This window comes from Streptomyces sp. NPDC030991, assembly GCF_055571235.1.
On sequence record NZ_JBVIFR010000007.1, the window covers coordinates 254951 to 271985 of the forward strand.

At 71.7% G+C, this 17035-nt stretch carries 12 protein-coding genes; 3 read left to right on the forward strand and 9 right to left on the reverse strand.

Going from position 1 to position 17035, the window contains the following annotated elements:
* Nucleotides 1-180 precede the first annotated feature (180 nt).
* The 4 genes from ACZ45E_RS16150 to ACZ45E_RS16165 all read right to left on the reverse strand — a co-directional run bounded on the left by ACZ45E_RS16150 (nt 181) and on the right by ACZ45E_RS16165 (nt 4537).
* Entirely contained in the window at nt 181-1230 is a 1050-nt protein-coding gene (locus tag ACZ45E_RS16150; protein WP_468221218.1) for a 3-isopropylmalate dehydrogenase, read from the reverse strand.
* Between the two features lie 186 nt (nt 1231-1416).
* A complete protein-coding gene (locus ACZ45E_RS16155) occupies nt 1417-1560 on the reverse strand; it encodes a hypothetical protein (RefSeq protein ID WP_468221219.1) in 144 nt (47 codons plus the stop codon).
* Nucleotides 1561-1897: 337 nt separating this feature from the next.
* Nucleotides 1898-3538, reverse strand: a complete 1641-nt coding sequence (gene pruA, locus ACZ45E_RS16160; RefSeq protein ID WP_468221435.1) for an L-glutamate gamma-semialdehyde dehydrogenase — start codon at nt 3536-3538, stop codon at nt 1898-1900.
* A 72-nt stretch (nt 3539-3610) separates the two neighbouring features.
* A complete protein-coding gene (locus ACZ45E_RS16165) occupies nt 3611-4537 on the reverse strand; it encodes a proline dehydrogenase family protein (protein WP_468221222.1) in 927 nt (308 codons plus the stop codon).
* Nucleotides 4538-4722: 185 nt separating this feature from the next.
* Here ACZ45E_RS16165 and ACZ45E_RS16170 point away from each other — a divergent pair, with 185 nt between their 5' ends.
* Nucleotides 4723-5892, forward strand: a complete 1170-nt coding sequence (locus ACZ45E_RS16170) for a PucR family transcriptional regulator (RefSeq protein ID WP_468221224.1) — start codon at nt 4723-4725, stop codon at nt 5890-5892.
* A 123-nt stretch (nt 5893-6015) separates the two neighbouring features.
* On the opposite strand, the gene ACZ45E_RS16175 is transcribed toward ACZ45E_RS16170, so the two are convergent.
* On the reverse strand, nt 6016-6594 hold the full coding sequence (locus ACZ45E_RS16175; protein ID WP_468221225.1) for a TetR/AcrR family transcriptional regulator: 579 nt from the start codon (nt 6592-6594) through the stop codon (nt 6016-6018).
* 83 nt (nt 6595-6677) lie between these two features.
* Here ACZ45E_RS16175 and ACZ45E_RS16180 point away from each other — a divergent pair, with 83 nt between their 5' ends.
* Nucleotides 6678-8303 carry an MFS transporter gene (locus ACZ45E_RS16180; RefSeq protein WP_468221227.1) on the forward strand — a complete coding sequence of 542 codons (1626 nt, stop codon included), beginning with the start codon at nt 6678-6680 and terminating at the stop codon, nt 8301-8303.
* Between the two features lie 298 nt (nt 8304-8601).
* Entirely contained in the window at nt 8602-11577 is a 2976-nt protein-coding gene (locus tag ACZ45E_RS16185) for a helix-turn-helix transcriptional regulator (protein WP_468221230.1), read from the forward strand.
* Between the two features lie 66 nt (nt 11578-11643).
* On the opposite strand, the gene serA is transcribed toward ACZ45E_RS16185, so the two are convergent.
* The 4 genes from serA to ACZ45E_RS16205 all read right to left on the reverse strand — a co-directional run bounded on the left by serA (nt 11644) and on the right by ACZ45E_RS16205 (nt 17005).
* Nucleotides 11644-13245 (reverse strand): phosphoglycerate dehydrogenase, encoded by a 1602-nt coding sequence (serA, locus tag ACZ45E_RS16190; protein ID WP_468221233.1) that lies wholly within the window; start codon nt 13243-13245, stop codon nt 11644-11646.
* 229 nt (nt 13246-13474) lie between these two features.
* Nucleotides 13475-14476, reverse strand: a complete 1002-nt coding sequence (ilvC, locus tag ACZ45E_RS16195; RefSeq protein ID WP_399063385.1) for a ketol-acid reductoisomerase — start codon at nt 14474-14476, stop codon at nt 13475-13477.
* A 122-nt stretch (nt 14477-14598) separates the two neighbouring features.
* A complete protein-coding gene (ilvN, locus tag ACZ45E_RS16200; RefSeq protein ID WP_468221236.1) occupies nt 14599-15126 on the reverse strand; it encodes an acetolactate synthase small subunit in 528 nt (175 codons plus the stop codon).
* Nucleotides 15127-15154: 28 nt separating this feature from the next.
* The gene (locus tag ACZ45E_RS16205; protein ID WP_468221238.1) at nt 15155-17005 is read right to left on the reverse strand and encodes an acetolactate synthase large subunit; all 1851 of its coding nucleotides are present in this window, start codon (nt 17003-17005) and stop codon (nt 15155-15157) included.
* Nucleotides 17006-17035 lie beyond the last annotated feature (30 nt).

The following is a 17035-nucleotide window of genomic DNA, read 5'->3' on the forward strand; positions in this document are numbered from 1 at the left end:
ACGTACATCGCGGCCCACGTTCGATTATCGCGCGTGGGGAGGTGTGCTCGAAACGGGCTCAGTGGGTGCTGTGGCGTGTGCGGCCCAGGGTTGATGGTGACACCCGGGACCGCGTGCGAGAAGCCGCCGGGTGCGTACTGCGTCCCGGCGGCTTCTGCGGTGGAGAGAGGTGCGCCGGGATCAGCCGGCTACTCGGCCGGCGAGCGCGTCGCCGATCTCCTCGGTGGAGCGGACGGCGGGCACGCCGCTGCCGCGCTCGCCGAGGTCGGCGGAGACGGCCGTCTCGATGCGCGCGGCCTCGGTCTCGTAGCCGAGGTGGCGCAGGAGCAGCGCGACGGACAGGACGGTGGCCGTGGGGTCGGCCTTGCCCTGGCCCGCGATGTCCGGGGCCGAGCCGTGCACGGGCTCGAACATCGAGGGGAACTCGCGGCTCGGGTTGATGTTCCCCGAGGCCGCGACGCCGATGCCGCCGGAGACGGCCGCGGCGAGGTCGGTGATGATGTCCCCGAAGAGGTTGTCGGTGACGATCACGTCGAAGCGGGCCGGATCGGTGACGAGGAAGATCGTCGCAGCGTCGACGTGGATGTAGTCGGTGGTGACCTCGGGGAACTCCTGCGCCACCTTGTTGAAGACGTTCGTCCACAGGTGTCCGGCGAAGGTCAGCACGTTGTTCTTGTGGACCAGCGTGAGCTTCTTGCGGGGGCGGGCCTGGGCGCGGGCGAAGGCGTCGCGGACCACGCGCTCGACACCGAAGGCGGTGTTGACGGAGACCTCGGTGGCGACCTCGTGCTCGGTGCCCTTGCGGATCGTGCCGCCGTTGCCCGTGTACGGGCCCTCGGTGCCCTCGCGGACGACGACGAAGTCGATCGCGGGCTGGCCGGCGAGCGGCGTCGCGACACCGGGGAGCAGCTTGCTCGGCCGCAGGTTCACGTGGTGGTCGAAGGCGAAGCGGAGCTTGAGCAGGAAGCCGCGCTCCAGGACGCCGGACGGCACGCTCGGGTCGCCGATGGCGCCGAGCAGGATGGCGTCGTGCTTCTTGAGGGCGTCGAGGTCGGCGTCGGTGAGCGTCTCACCGGTCGCGCGGTACCGCTTGGCGCCGAAGTCGAACTCCTCGGTCTCCAGCTTCACATCCTGCGGAAGCACGGCGGAGAGGACCTTCAGACCCTGGGCCACGACCTCCTGGCCGATGCCGTCACCGGGGATCACTGCGAGATTGATGCTGCGAGACATGTCCCGCACGGTACTCGCTGTCCCATGGGATGACACGTCATGTCCAGAATACGGACGGCCCGAGCCGGCGGATCGGGACCGGACGTCACGGGTGCGCCGCCGCGGGTTCTCCCTGCTCAGGCGCAGGCGGAGAACGGCACGGCGCGCACCCGCGCCTGACGGTGTCGGCTCTCGGTGACCGGGCTCTCAGTGACCGGTCTCGCCGCCGTTGTCCCTGCGGTCCAGTGCGCGCTGGAGGGCGGCGGCGGCGATCTTGGCGGTCTGCCGGTCGGCTTCGCTCGACGGGGAGACGTGACGGATTCGGCGGCGTACGGGCGTCGCAGTGGCCATGACGGATCGACTCCTTGAGATCACGGGGATTTCGAGGGCCGGAAGGGGCGGGGAACCAGGAGCTGCAGGGGTTGCCTGCCAGGTGCTCCGGCTCGCGGCCGCCATTCGCCAGGTAAGCGATTCGTTCGGCTTCTACAAAGCTAGGACAGGACGCCGCTCCTGTCTCCACAATTACTCGGACTTCCTACTATCTGAGACGGACTGCACGACCGCGCCCCTCCTGACCCGGGTCGAGGGGCGCGCGGCGAGCGCAGGGAACAGCACCGCCCTCGGCCGGGGTGGGGCCCTGGCCGAGGGCGGAGTCGTGCGGGTGGGCGGGGCCCACCGGGGGCGGAGGTCAGCCCATGTGCGGGTACGTGTACTCGGTCGGCGGGACCAGCGTCTCCTTGATGGCGCGGGTCAGCGTCCAGCGCATCAGGTTCTGCGGGGCACCGGCCTTGTCGTTGGTGCCGGAGGCGCGGCCGCCGCCGAAGGGCTGCTGGCCGACGACGGCGCCGGTCGACTTGTCGTTGATGTAGAAGTTGCCCGCGGCGTAGCGGAGCTTCTCCATCGTGTGCGCGGCGGCGGCGCGGTCGTTGGCGATGACCGCGCCGGTGAGCGCGTAGTCGGAGGCCGACTCCATCTGCTCCAGCATGGCGTCGTACTGGCCGTCCGAGCTGTCGTCGTACACGTGCACGGCGAGGATCGGGCCGAAGTACTCCGTCGTGAAGACCTCGTTGGCCGGGTCGGTGCACTCGATGACGGTCGGGCGCACGAAGTAACCGGTCGAGTCGTCGTACGTGCCGCCCGCGACGATCGTGCAGGTGTCGTCGCCCTTGGCACGGTCGATGGCGGCCTTGTTCTTGGCGAAGGACCGCTCGTCGATGACGGCGCCGATGAAGTTCGAGAAGTCGGTGACGTCACCCATCTTGATGCCGTCGACCTCGGCCGCGAACTCCTCCTTGAAGCCGTCGTTCCAGATCGACGCCGGGATGTACGCACGCGAGGAGGCGGAGCACTTCTGCCCCTGGTACTCGAAGGAGCCGCGGGTCAGCGCGGTCTTCAGGACGGCGCGGTCGGCGCTCGGGTGGGCGACGACGAAGTCCTTGCCGCCGGTCTCGCCGACGAGCCGCGGGTAGGTGCGGTACTTCTCGATGTTGTTGCCGACCGTCTTCCACAGGTGCTGGAAGGTCTTGGTCGAGCCGGTGAAGTGGATGCCGGCGAGGTCGCGGTGGTTCAGGGCCACCTCGGAGACGGCCAGGCCGTCGCCGGTCACCAGGTTGATGACGCCCTTGGGGAGACCGGCCTCCTCCAGGAGCTGGAGGAGCAGCACGGCGGCGTGCGTCTGCGTCGGGGACGGCTTCCACACGACGACGTTGCCCATGAGCGCCGGGGCGGTGGGCAGGTTGCCCGCGATGGCCGTGAAGTTGAACGGCGTGATCGCGTAGACGAAGCCCTCCAGCGGGCGGTGGTCCATGCGGTTCCACACGCCGGTGGAGTTGGCCGGCGGCTGCTCGGCGAGCAGGTTGCGGGCGTAGTGGACGTTGAAGCGCCAGAAGTCGACGAGCTCACAGGGGGTGTCGATCTCGGCCTGCTGCGCGGTCTTCGACTGGCCCAGCATCGTGGAGGCGGCCAGCGTCTCGCGCCACGTGGTGGAGAGCAGCTCGGCGGCGCGCAGGATGATCGCGGCGCGGTCGTCGAAGGCCATCGCGCGCCAGGCCGGGGCGGCGGCCAGGGCGGCGTCGACCGCGTCCTGGGCGTCCTGCGTCGTGGCGTTGGCGTACGTGCCGATGACGGCCTTGTGGTGGTGCGGCTGCACGACGTCGAAGCGCTCGCCGCCGCCCATCCGACGGACGCCGCCGATGGTGCAGGGCAGCTCGATCGGGTTCTCGGCCAGCTCCTTGAGCTTGGCCTCCAGGCGGACACGCTCCGGCGAACCGGGGGCGTAGCCGTGCACCGGCTCGTTGACCGGGGCGGGGACTCGGGTCACGGCGTCCAGCGTCATGGGTCCGTATCTCCTTCGGGGGGTCGGGGAGTTGCGGGAAGTGTGGGGGCCCTTGTCGGGGGCGGCTCAGCCCTTGGTGAGGATCGAGCGGGCGAAGAAGAGCAGGTTGGCCGGCTTCTCCGCGAGGCGGCGCATGAAGTACCCGTACCAGTCGGTGCCGTACGCGGTGTACACCCGCATCCGGTGCCCTTCGGCGGCGAGCCGCAGGTGCTCGTCGCTGCGGATGCCGTACAGCATCTGGAACTCGTACTCGTCCAGCTTGCGGCCGGCCGTCCTGGCGAGCTCCTGCGCGATGGAGATGAGACGCGGGTCGTGGGACCCGATCATCGGGTATCCGGAGCCCTCCATGAGGATGCGCATGATCCGCACGTACGCCTTGTCGGTCTCGGCCTTGTCCTGGTACGCGACCTCGGCGGGCTCCTTGTACGCGCCCTTCACGATGCGTACGCGGCTGCCGGCGGCGGCGAGGCGGCGGGCGTCGGCCTCGGTGCGGAAGAGGTAGGCCTGGATGACGCAGCCGGTCTGCGGGAAGTCCTTCCGCAGCTCCTCGTGGATGGCGAACATCGAGTCGAGGGTCGTGTGGTCCTCGGCGTCCAGGGTGACCGTGGTGCCGATCTCGGCGGCGGCCTCGACGACGGGCCGCACGTTGGCGAGGGCCAGCTCGTGACCGCCGGGAAGGGCCTGGCCGAACATCGACAGCTTCACGGACATCTCGGCCCGGGCGCCCAGGCCCAGCTCCTTGAGGCGGCCGATCAGCTCCAGGTAGGCGTCGCGGGCGGCGTGCGACTGCTCGACGGTGGTGATGTCCTCACCGACGACGTCGAGGGTGACTTCGAGGCCCTTGGCGCTGGCGTCCTCGATGACCGGCACGACCTGGTCGACGGTCTCACCGGCGATGAACCGGTCGACGACCTGCTTGGTGCCCGGCGCCGCCGACACGAAGGAGCGCATCTTGTCACTGCGCGACGCGGCGAGGATCAGGGGAGCCAGCACGGGGCACCTCCATGGAGCAAGAGTTGCGGAGAGGCCGGACCCGCGCGGAGCGGGAACGGCACGGGGAACCACCGTGAAATCTAGGGATCCCTCCGATCCTGTGCCATCGACAGACGTCACGCATCCGTGGCCGCCACCTCAGACATCTGTATGAGGAAAGGCGTGAGGTGCGGGAGAATGGCGGGGTGAAAGGCGACTACCAGGAACTGGTCGACGAGATCTCGGCACTCCTCGGCGCCCCCGCGACCCTGGAGAACCGCGACTTCCGGCTGATCGCCTTCGGAGCGCAGCTCAGCGACGCGGACGCCGACAACGACTTCGACGCCTCGGCCCTCGACCCGGTCCGCACCCGGTCGATCCTGACGCGCGGCTCCACGGCGGCCGTCCGTACCTGGTTCGAGGGGTTCGGCATCACCCGGGCGACGGAGCCGGTGCGGATCCCGGCGACTCCGGAGGCCGGCGTCTACCGCGGCCGCATCTGCCTCCCCGTACGGCACCGGTCCATCGTCCTCGGCTACGTATGGCTGCTCGACGACGATCCGGGGCCCACGCCGGAGCAGCTGGACGCGGCGATGGAGGTGGCAGGCCGGATCGGGGCGCAGCTGGCGGACGAGGCGCAGGCGGGCGCCGATCTGACCCGCGAGTTCCACTCGGTCCTGACGGCCGAGCGCGGCTGGCAGCGGGACATGGCGGTGGCCGCGCTGCGCACGGCGCTCGGCGGCCGCGCGGAGGGACCGCACGCGGTGGTGTGCGTCGCGCCCTGGCCGTCGGCCGATCCGCAGGACGCCCCCGCCGTCCGTACGCTCCCGGGGGCGGACGCGCTCTGCACGGTGCCGTGGGGGGCGACCGGCCAGTGCCTGGCGCTGCTGGTCCGGCTCCGTTCGCCCGAGGTGGTGGCCCCGGCGCTCACGGCGGCGGCGAAACTGCGGGCGCGGGCGGGCAGCGGCCCGGCGGCGGGCATCGGCGCGCCCCGCACGGACCTCGCCGAGCTGGCCACGGCCTGGCAGGAGGCGACGGCGGCGGCCCGCGCGGCGCTGGCCGATCCACGGCTCGGCCCCGACACCCAGTGGTCGGCGATCGGCCCGTACCGGCTGCTCACCGCGCTGCCCGCGGAGGCCGCCCACGATCCGGTGGTGGCCCCGCTGCTCGCGCCCGCCCACCGTGAACTGGCGCGCACCGCCGAGGTGTTCCTCGACTGCGCGGGCCAGGCGGGCCGTACGGCGGCGGCGCTCGGCATCCACCGCCAGACGCTCTACTACCGGCTCTCGCGCGTCGAGCAGCTCACCGGCCTCGACCTGGACGAGGGCGAGGACCGGCTGCTGCTGCACATGGGGCTCAAGGCGTCGCGGCTCTAGTGCGTGTCGTCGCCTGCCCGTCGCCCGCCCGAAGGGCGGGTCCCGCGGCGTCAGGTGCGCGCTCCGGGGCCCCCGGCCGGTGGCTGCGGGAGGAGGGGTTCGTCGGTCAGGTCCGGCCCGCGGTCAGCCCGCCGCGGCGGTGGACAGCAACTGCCGCAGGCCCTCGGTGAGTTGATCGGCGCTCGGGGAGAACTCCGGGTCGAAGGTGTGCTGGGCGATCAGTCCGAGCACCAGCACCGAGAAGAACTTGCCGAGGGTGTCCACGCTCGGGTCGTCGGCGGGCGGCTCCTCGCCCCCCATGATCATGCCGATGAAGCCGCGGCCCGCCTCGCGCTGGGCCGCCGCCAGATCCGCGCGCACGACCGGGAGCTTGTCCCCCATCGTCACGAGCTCGATGGACAGGTGCCAGATGGAGCCGGGCTTGCCGAGGCTGTCGGTGAGCCCCGCCATGACGGCCCGGAAACGCTCCAACGAGCCCGGGGCACCTGGCAGTTCACGCGGCTCGCCCCACTCCTGCGAAGCACCCTCGGCGAGGGCCACGTACGCCTGCGCGAGCAACGCGTCCTTCGAACCGTAGTGGTAGCCGATGGACGCCAGATTCGTCCCCGACTCCCTGACGATGTCGCGCGCCGTCGTGCGCACGAACCCCTTCTCCAGAAGGCAGCGCTTGGCGCCTTCGAGCAGATCCTCGCGATGTCCCATGCCGCCACCCTACCGAGGATTCAGACGCACGTCTTAAACGCTCGTACTAGACAAGCGTTTAAGACGGCCGTACATTCCCTGGCATGACGAATCCGACGGGCACCGCCCCGAACCCCAACTCCCTTGCGGGGCGCCGCGAATGGACCGCTCTGGGCGTCCTGATGCTGCCGCTGCTCCTGGTCTCCATGGACGTCTCGGTCCTCTACTTCGCCATCCCGGCGATCAACGCGGACCTGGCGCCGACCGGCACCCAGCAGCTGTGGATCTTCGACATCTACGCGTTCGTGCTCGCCGGCCTGCTGATGACCATGGGGTCGCTCGGCGACCGCATCGGGCGCCGCAAGCTGCTGCTGATCGGCGCCGCCGCCTTCGGTGCCGCCTCCGCCCTGGCCGCCTACGCCGACAGCGCCGAGACCCTCATCGCCGCCCGCGCGCTCCTCGGGATCGGCGGCGCCACCCTCATGCCGTCCACCATGGGCATCGTCCGCACGATGTTCACCGACCCCGGCCAGCGCGCGAAGGCGATCGGTCTCTGGTCGGCCGTCATGACCGGCGGCATCGCCCTCGGCTCGGTGATGAGCGGCGTCCTCGTCGAGCACTTCTGGTGGGGCTCGGTCTTCCTCGTCAACCTGCCCGCGATGGCGCTGCTCCTGGCCCTCGGCCCGGTCCTGCTGCCGGAGTCCAGGAACCCCGAGCCCGGCCGCTTCGACCTGCTGAGCGTGCCGCTGTCGATGGCGGCCGTACTACCCGTCATCTACGGCATCAAGGAGATCCCGTCCGAGGGCTGGAACGTGCGGTACGTCGTCTCGATCACCGTGGGACTGCTCTTCGCCGCCCTCTTCGTGCACCGGCAGCGCACCAGCGGGTCGCCGCTGATCTCCCCCCAGCTGTTCCGCGGCCGCGGGTTCGCCCCCGCCGTCGTTCTGAACCTCGTCTCCTCCTTCGGGATGATGGGCTCGGCGTTCTTCACCACGCAGTACCTCCAGTCCGTGCTCGGCAAGAGCTCCATGGCGGCCGCGCTCTGGTCGCTGCTCCCCACGGTCCTGGTCGGGGTGGCGGCGCCCGTCGCCGCGCGCCTCGTCGCCCGGGGCGTGCACCGCGCCCATGTCGTCGGCGGCGGCTTCACCGTCGGCGCCTGCGGATACGCCCTGCTGGCCTTCGCCGGTACCAGTTCGCTGTGGCTCGTCCTGGCCGGCGCCGGTGTCCTCGCCGCCGGGATCGTCACCGTGATGTCCCAGCTGATGGACCTGGCGCTCGGGACCGTCCCGGTCTCCCACTCGGGCTCCGCGGCGTCCCTGCTGGAGACGGGCGCCGAGTTCGGCGGCGCCCTCGGCATGGCCGTCCTCGGCTCCATCGGCACGGCTGTCTACCGCCACGACGTCCCGGCGGGCGCACCCGCGGCGGCCCACGAGACGCTCGGCGGCGCTCTGGCGGTCGCGGGCCGGCTGCCGAGCGACGCGGGCCGCGCCCTGACCGCCGCCGCGCGGGATGCCTTCACCCACGGCATGCGGGCGGCGGCGATCACCGGGGCGCTCCTGCTGCTGGCCGCCGCGGTCCTCTCCGTACTGGCCCTCGGCAAGGCGGCGGTGCGTGGCCCCGCGTCGGAAGCGGGCCCCGAGCCGGAGACCACCGGGCTGGAGACCTCCGGGCCCGAGACCTCCGGGCCGGGCGCCCCCGGCGCGGTGCCGGTCGCGCGGGCGACGGTCTGACGCCGGGCCCTTGGGCCGCCGTGCCCTTGGTCCGCCAATCCGCCGAGCCCCGCTCGCTCCGGGCCCCCGGTCCCCCGGTCCGCCGGGCCGCCGATCCGCTGTGCCCGGGGCCGCTGTGCCCGGGACCGCTGTGCCCAGGGCCGCTGTGCCCCCGATCCGCCGAACTCTCGGTCCGCCAGGTCCCCGATCCGCCGGGCCCTCGGTCCGCCAATCCGCCGAGCCCCGCTCGCTCCGGGCCCCGCTCACCCCGAGGCCCGGAACCCCCGGCGCGTTCGACGGAGCGTGCCAGGATGGGCCCGTGGCACAGACATTCGATACGCCGTTCATCGGCCGGGCGGACGAACTCGCCCGGCTTACCGGCGTGCTGGAGCGGGCCGCGGCCGGCGAACCCCGCGCCGTCCTGGTCGCCGGGGACGCCGGTGTCGGCAAGACCCGCACGCTGACGGAGGCCGCGGCACACGCCGGTGCCACCGGCACGACCGTCCTGACCGGCCACTGCGTGGACCTTGGGGACGTGGGCCTGCCGTACCTGCCGTTCACGGAGATCCTCGGCGCGGCAGCCGCCGACGACCGGCTCGCCCCGGCCTTCGCCGGGCGCCCGGCGGTGGACCGCCTGATCGGCACGGCCCCGGGACCCGGCCCCGCGCCCGACCCCGGCAGCCGCCTCCAGCTCTTCGAGGGGGTCGCGGGGCTCCTCGCCGACCTGGCCGCGCTGACCCCGCTCCTCCTGATCATCGAGGACCTCCACTGGGCGGACCAGTCCTCCCGCGACCTGCTCCGTTTCCTGCTCAGCCGGGGCGTCCTCCAGCGGCCCGCGCCCGGCGGCCCGCCCCACCGCCTCGCGCTCCTCGCCTCGTACCGCGCGGACGACCTGCACCGCCGCCACCCCCTGCGGCCCCTGCTCGCCGAACTGATCAGGCTGCCCTCCGTCGACCGGCTCGAACTGCGCCCGATGGCCGACGCCGACGTGGCCCGGATCGTGCGCGCGCAGCGCACCGGCCCCGTACCCGACAGCACGGTCCGGCACATCGTCGAACGCGCCGAGGGCAACGCCTTCTACGCCGAGGAGCTGCTCGCCGCGCTGCCCGGCGACGACGGGCCCGGCTCCCCCGCCATGCCCGGCGGCCTGGGCGGCCTGGGCGACGTGCTGCTCATCCGGATCGAGCAGCTGACCGAGACCGCCCAGCAGGTCCTGCGCACGGCGGCCGTCGCGGGCCGCCGGGTCGGGCACGACCTGCTGCGAGGCGCCGTGCGACTGCCGGAGGCGGAACTGGAGTCGGCGCTGCGCGAAGCGGTCGAACGCCAGTTGCTGCTGCCCGGCGACGACGCGACGTACTCGTTCCGGCACGCCCTCATCCGCGAGGCCGTGTACGCGGATCTGCTCCCCGGCGAACGGGTCAGGCTGCACGGCCTCTTCGCCCGGCTCCTCGGCGGCGAAGCCCGCTCCGAGAAGAGCGCGGCGGAGCGGGCCCATCACTCGCGCGAGAGCCACGACCTGGCCGACGCGCTGGCCGCCTCCCTCGAAGCCGCCGGGCACGCCCAGCGCGTCGGCGCCCCTGCGGAGGAGCTGCGCCATCTGGAGACCGCGCTCGAACTGTGGGACGTGGTGGACGCGTCCGCCCGCCCCGCCAGCGGCGACACCGTCTCCCTCACCCTGCGCGCCTCGGCCGCCGCCGCCCGCGCCGGGGAGCCGCACCGCGCGGTCCAGCTCACCCGCTCCGCGCTCGCGCGGGTCGGCTCGGACGCCGGCTCCGAGCTCGCCGCACGGGTGCGCTACACCCTCGCGGGCAACCTGATGCGGATCGACAACCTGGAAGCCGCGTTCACCTACAGCAGCGAGGCGCTCGCCCTGATCCCGGCCGACCCGCCCTCGCACACCTGGGTGTGGGCGGCGGCGACCCACGTCATGGCCGCCCGTTACGTGGGCCGTGACGAGGACGCCGAGCGGGTCGCCCGGCAGGCCCTCGACATCGCCGAACGGCTCCGGCTGCCCGACGCCCAGGCCGATTTGATGATCTCGCTGATCGGCCTGGAGGCGCAGAACCGGCGGACGACGCGGGGCCGGGACCGGCTGATCCGGGCCCGCGAACTGGCCGGCACCGCGGGCAACCTCCCCGTCGAGATGCGCGCCCTGTACAGCCTCGCCCTCGGCTGTTACGAGTCCGGCGACCTGGACGCCTGCCTGACCTGGACCGCCGACGGACTCGACCGCGCCCGCCGCGCCGGCCTCCTCTCCTCCCCGTACGCCCTGGAGCTGCGCTATCTGCAGTCGCTGCTGCTCTACACGCTGGGCCGCTGGGACGAGTGCGCGCGGGCGGCCGCCGCCGACGCGGACCTGCTGCCCGCCGCGGGCGGCTTCACGACCGCGCCCGCGCTCTACGTCGGCCTGGCCCGCGGCGAGTTCGAGGTGGCCGACGCCGGGGCGCGGGCGCTGCTCGCCGGCTTCCCCGACTGGATGGGCACGCTCGTCGCGAGCGTCGTACTGACCGACTCGGCGGCCCTGCGCGGCGATCCCCAGGAGTGCGTACGGCAGGTGCGCGCCGCGGTCGAGGCGCTCACGGACGGCCAGGGCGACGAGCGGCCCCATGCCGTGATCCGGCTCGCCGCGCTCGCCCTGTCGGCCGTCGCCGACGCGGCGGAGGAGGCCCGGCAGAGCGGCGACACGACCGGCGCCGGGCGCTGGGCGGGGACCGCGGCCGAGCTGGTGGAGCTGGCCCGCTCCACAGCGGCCCAGGGCGGCGACGGCGCCGAACAGGGGCCCGAGGGCCAGGCGTGGCTGGCCCGCGCAGAGGCCGAGGCGGAGCGGGCCGCGACCGGCCCGTCCGTCGCGGCGTGGGAGCGGGCCGTGACGGCGTGCGGCTACGGCGAGCCCTACGAACTGGCCCGCTGCCGAAGGCGGCTCGCGGAGGCCCTGCTCACCGCCGGCCGCCGCGAGGAGGCCGCCGAACAGGCCCGCGCGGCCCGGTCCACCGCCGAGCGGCTCGGTGCCGGGCCGCTGGGTGAGGCCCTGGACGCCCTGCTGCGCCGGGGCCGGCTCACCGACGCGGCGGCGGCCGGGGAGCGGATCGCCGCGCTGACCGCCCGGGAGAGCGAGGTGCTGCGGCTGCTCGGCCGGGGGCGCACCAACCGCCAGATCGGCGAGGAGTTGTTCATCAGCGGCAAGACGGCGAGCGTCCACGTCTCGAACATCCTCGCCAAGCTAGGGGCCGCAAGCCGCACGGAGGTCGTGGGCATCGCCTACCGCGAGGGCCTGATCGAGCCGGAGAACGCGTGAGGGCCGGACCACCCGCAGGTGGTCCGGCCCTCGCCCGCTGTGCAAGCCGGTCGTGGCTCTACGGCCTCAGACGAGGTTGACGGAGCGCGCCGACGTCGCGCCGATCTCCGCGGCGACCTCGGTGAGCACGTTCTGCGGAACCGAGTCGTCGACGGTGAGCACGGCCAGCGCCTCGCCGCCCACGTCGGCGCGGGCGACCTGCATGCCGCCGATGTTGATGCCCGCCTCGCCGAGGACGCGGCCCACCGTGCCGACGACACCGGGACGGTCCTCGTAGCGCAGGACGACCATGTGGTCGGCGAGCGCCAGGTCCACGTCGTACTCGCCGACGGCGACGATCTTCTGGAGGTGCTTGGGGCCCGCGAGCGTGCCGGAGACCGAGACCTCCTGGCCGTCGCCGAGGGTGCCGCGCACCGTGACGACGTTGCGGTGGTCGGGCGACTCGGAGCTGGTGGTCAGCCGGACCTCGACGCCGCGCTCCTGCGCGAACAGCGGGGCGTTCACGTAGGAGACCGTCTCGTCGACGACGTCCTCGAACACGCCCTTGAGCGCGGAGAGTTCGAGCACCTTCACGTCGTGCTGGGTGATCTCGCCGTAGACCTCGACGTCGAGGCGGACCGCGACCTCGCTCGCGAGGGCGGTGAAGATCCGGCCGAGGCGCTCGGCGAGCGGCAGGCCCGGCTTGACGTCCTCGGCGATGACGCCGCCCTGCACGTTCACCGCGTCCGGCACCAGTTCACCGGCGAGCGCGAGCCGCACCGACCTGGCGACGGCGATGCCCGCCTTCTCCTGCGCCTCGTCGGTCGAGGCGCCGAGGTGCGGGGTGCAGACGACCTGGTCGAACTGGAAGAGCGGGGAGTCCGTGCACGGCTCCTTCGCGTACACGTCCAGGCCCGCGCCGGCGACGCGGCCCTCCTTGAGCGCCGAGTACAGCGCCTCCTCGTCGACGATCCCGCCGCGCGCGGCGTTCACGATCCGCACCGAGGGCTTGACCTTGTGCAGCGCCTCGTCGCCGATCAGGCCGATCGTCTCGGGCGTCTTGGGCAGGTGGACGGTGATGAAGTCGGAGACCTCGAGCAGCTCGTCGAGGGAGAGGACCTTCACACCCATCTGCGCGGCGCGCGCGGGCTGCACGTACGGGTCGTAGGCGACGACCTTCATGCCGAAGGCCGACATGCGCTGGGCGACGAGGGCGCCGATGCGGCCCAGGCCCACGACACCGAGGGTCTTCTCGGCGAGCTCCACGCCCGTGTACTTGCTGCGCTTCCACTCGCCGCCCTTGAGGGCCTGGCTGCCCTGCGGGATGTTGCGCGCGGTGGCGATGAGGAGGCCGCAGGCCAGCTCGGCGGCGGTGACGATGTTCGAGGTCGGCGCGTTGACGACCATGACGCCGGCCTTGGTGGCGGCGGAGACGTCCACGTTGTCCAGGCCGACGCCGGCTCGTGCGACGACCTTCAGCTTCTTCGCGGCGGCGACGGCCTCGGCGTCGACCTTGGTGGCCGAGCGGATCAGGATCGCGTCGACGTCGGCGATGGCCGGCAGCAGTTCCGCGCGGTCCCCGCCGTTGCAGTGGCGGATCTCGAAGTCCGGGCCCAGTGCGTCGACGGTGGCGGGCGACAGCTCTTCTGCGATGAGTACGACGGGTTTGCCGGTGGCAGCAGTGCTCACGTGAGTCCTCACAAGTCCCAATGCGGACGGCCGTCCCGACGGCCGCAAGCGGTGGAGGTGGCTAGCCGCGTGGAAGACGCACGACGCTGTGGGCCCGACGCGAATTTAGTTCTGCAGTCTAGTGGCGCGCGGGAGGTGGTCTTGCGCCTCCCTGGAAGGATCACTCGTCCGTGGCTGGACGGGATGGACAACGGGCCGCGGCATCAGCCGCGGCCCGTTGTCACGAGGCTTACGCCTCCTCGTTGTCCACCCAGCTCATGAGCTTGCGCAGCTCCTTGCCCGTGGTCTCCAGGAGGTGGTTCTCGTCCTGGGTCTTGTACTCGTTGTACTTCTTCAGACCCGAGTGGTACTCGTCCATCCAGTTCTTGGCGAAGGTGCCGTCCTGGATCTCGGCGAGGACCTTCTTCATCTCGGCCTTGGTGGCGTCCGTGATGATCCGCGGGCCGGTGACGTAGTCGCCCCACTCGGCGGTCTCGGAGATCGACCAGCGCATCTTCTCCAGGCCGCCCTCGTACATGAGGTCCACGATGAGCTTCAGCTCGTGCAGGCACTCGAAGTACGCGATCTCCGGCTGGTAACCGGCCTCGGTCAGCGTCTCGAAGCCCGCCTTGACCAGCGCGGCGGTGCCGCCGCAGAGCACGGCCTGCTCACCGAAGAGGTCGGTCTCGGTCTCCTCGGTGAAGGTCGTCTTGATGACGCCGGCGCGGGTGCCGCCGATGCCCTTCGCGTAGGACAGCGCCAGCTCGAAGGCCTTGCCGGTGGCGTCCTGCTCGACCGCCGCGATACACGGCACCCCGCGGCCCTCTTCGTACTGCCGGCGCACCAGGTGGCCCGGGCCCTTGGGGGCGACCATGCAGACGTCGACGCCGGCCGGCGGCTTGATGAAGTCGTAGCGGATGTTGAGGCCGTGGCCGAAGAACAGCGCGTCGCCGTCCTTCAGGTTGTCCTTGATGGACTCCTCGTAGACCTTCGCCTGGAGCGGGTCCGGCACCAGGATCATGATGACGTCGGCCTCGGCCGTCGCCTCGGCGGGGGTGACCACGCGCAGGCCCTGCTCCTCGGCCTTCGCCTTGGACTTGGAGCCCTCGTGCAGACCGACGCGCACGTCGACGCCCGAGTCGCGCAGGGACAGCGCGTGGGCGTGGCCCTGGCTGCCGTATCCGATCACCGCGACCTTGCGGTTCTGGATGATGGACAGATCGGCGTCGTCGTCGTAGAACAGCTCGGCCACTGGGGTTCTCCTCGTTTGCGGTATTGCTGGTTCTGCTTCCCACCGTACGGCGGGAGAAGGACGGGAAATTCTTCAGGTGTCACTGTGCGGGCACCGGGCCGCGGGGCCACGGTGACGCGGGGTCAGGCTGTGCGGTCGAGTGCCCGCAGGCTCCGGTCGGTGATGGAGCGCGAGCCGCGGCCGATCGCGATGGTCCCGGACTGGACGAGCTCCTTGATGCCGAAGGGTTCCAGCATCTTGAGCATCGCCTCCAGCTTGTCGCTGGAGCCGGTGGCCTCGATGGTGACGGCCTCGGGCGAGACGTCGACGGTCTTGGCGCGGAACAACTGGACGATCTCGACGATCTGCGAGCGTGTCTCGTTGTCGGCGCGGACCTTGGCGAGCACGAGCTCGCGCTGGACGGCGGCGCCCGGCTCCAGTTCGACGATCTTCAGGACGTTGATCAGCTTGTTGAGCTGCTTGGTGACCTGTTCGAGCGGGAGTCCCTCGACATTCACGACGATGGTGATGCGCGAGATGTCGGGGTGCTCGGTGATACCGACGGCGAGCGAGTCGATGTTGAAGCCGCGGCGCGAGAACAGGGCGGTGATGCGGGCGAGCACGCCCGGCTTGTTCTCGACCAGGACGGAGAGCGTGTGCTTGGTGGACATGGTGCGTGTTCCCTCTTCCCTACGGCTCTCAGTCGTCTTCGTTGTCGCCGAAGTCGGGGCGGACGCCGCGCGCGGCCATGACCTCGTCGTTGGAGGTGCCGGCGGCGACCATCGGCCACACCATGGCGTCCTCGTGAACGATGAAGTCGATCACGACCGGGCGGTCGTTGATCGCGTTCGCCTCCTCGATGCACTTGTCGAGGTCCTCGGGGCGCTCACAGCGGATGGCGTAGCACCCCATGGCCTCGGACAGCTTCACGAAGTCGGGGACGCGGGTACCCTTGTTGGGCGGGGTGTCGCCCTCCGGGCCCGCGTGCAGCACGGTGTTCGAGTAGCGCTGGTTGTAGAAGAGCGTCTGCCACTGGCGGACCATCCCGAGGGCGCCGTTGTTGATGATGGCGACCTTGATCGGGATGTTGTTCAGGGCGCAGGTCGTGAGCTCCTGATTGGTCATCTGGAAGCAGCCGTCGCCGTCGATCGCCCAGACCGGCTGGGCCGGGGCCCCCGCCTTCGCGCCCATCGCGGCGGGCACCGCGTACCCCATGGTCCCGGCGCCGCCCGAGTTCAGCCAGGTGGCGGGCTTCTCGTACTGGATGAAGTGCGCGGCCCACATCTGGTGCTGGCCGACGCCCGCGGCGAAGATCGTGTCGTCCGGGGCGAGTTGCCCGATGCGCTCGATGACCTGCTGCGGGGAGAGCGAGCCGTCGGCCGGCTGGTCGTAGCCGAGCGGGTACGTCTCGCGCCAGCGGTTGAGATCCCGCCACCAGGCGCTGTAGTCGCCGGTGAGGCCCTCGCTGTGCTCCTTCTGGACGGCCTGCACCAGATCGGCGATGACCTCGCGGGCGTCCCCGACGATCGGCACGTCCGCGGCCCGGTTCTTGCCGATCTCCGCCGGGTCGATGTCGGCGTGCACGATCTTGGCGAACGGGGCGAAGCTGTCCAGCTTGCCGGTGACGCGGTCGTCGAAGCGGGCGCCGAGGGCGACGATCAGGTCGGCCTTCTGCAGCGCGGTGACGGCGGTGACCGAACCGTGCATGCCCGGCATTCCCACGTGCAGCGGGTGGCTGTCGGGGAACGCGCCGAGCGCCATCAGGGTGGTGGTGACGGGCGCTCCGGTGAGCTCGGCGAGGACCTTGAGCTCGGCGGTGGCGCGCGCCTTGAGGACGCCGCCGCCCACGTAGAGGACGGGCCGCTTCGCGCTCGTGATCAGCTTGGCGGCCTCGCGGATCTGCTTGGCGTGCGGCTTGGTCACCGGGCGGTAGCCGGGCAGGTCGATCTGGGGCGGCCACGCGAACGTCGTCTGCGCCTGCAGCAGGTCCTTCGGGATGTCCACGAGGACCGGACCCGGCCGTCCGGTCGAGGCGATGTGGAACGCCTCGGCGATCGTCTTCGGGATGTCCTCGGCCTTGGTGACCAGGAAGTTGTGCTTGGTGATCGGCATGCTGATGCCGACGATGTCCGCCTCCTGGAAGGCGTCCGTGCCGATCGCCTTGGAGACGACCTGCCCGGTGATCGCGACGAGCGGCACCGAGTCCATCATCGCGTCGGCGATCGGCGTCACCAGGTTGGTGGCACCGGGACCGCTCGTCGCCATGCAGACGCCGACCTTGCCGGTGGCCTGCGCGTAACCGGTGGCCGCGTGGCCCGCACCCTGCTCGTGACGGACGAGCACGTGGCGCACCCGGCTCGAGTCCATCATCGGGTCGTACGCGGGAAGGATCGTGCCGCCGGGGATGCCGAATACGGTGTCGGCCCCGACCTCCTCGAGCGAGCGGATGAGGGACTTCGCACCCGTGACGTGCTCGACGGGGGCGGACTGCTGTCCTCCGGAACGGGGCCGCGGCTGCGGATGGTGGGCCCCGGTGGCCTGCTCGGTCATCGGCATTCTCTTCTCGATGCTGAGGGTTTT

Coding starts and splice junctions, on each gene's coding strand:
- ACZ45E_RS16150 (WP_468221218.1), bottom strand. CDS start 1,230: ATGTCTCGCAGCATCAATCTCGCAGTGATCCCCGGTGACGGCATCGGC.
- ACZ45E_RS16155 (WP_468221219.1), bottom strand. CDS start 1,560: ATGGCCACTGCGACGCCCGTACGCCGCCGAATCCGTCACGTCTCCCCG.
- ACZ45E_RS16175 (WP_468221225.1), bottom strand. CDS start 6,594: ATGGGACATCGCGAGGATCTGCTCGAAGGCGCCAAGCGCTGCCTTCTG.
- ACZ45E_RS16180 (WP_468221227.1), top strand. CDS start 6,678: ATGACGAATCCGACGGGCACCGCCCCGAACCCCAACTCCCTTGCGGGG.
- ilvN (WP_468221236.1), bottom strand. CDS start 15,126: ATGTCCACCAAGCACACGCTCTCCGTCCTGGTCGAGAACAAGCCGGGC.
- ACZ45E_RS16205 (WP_468221238.1), bottom strand. CDS start 17,005: ATGACCGAGCAGGCCACCGGGGCCCACCATCCGCAGCCGCGGCCCCGT.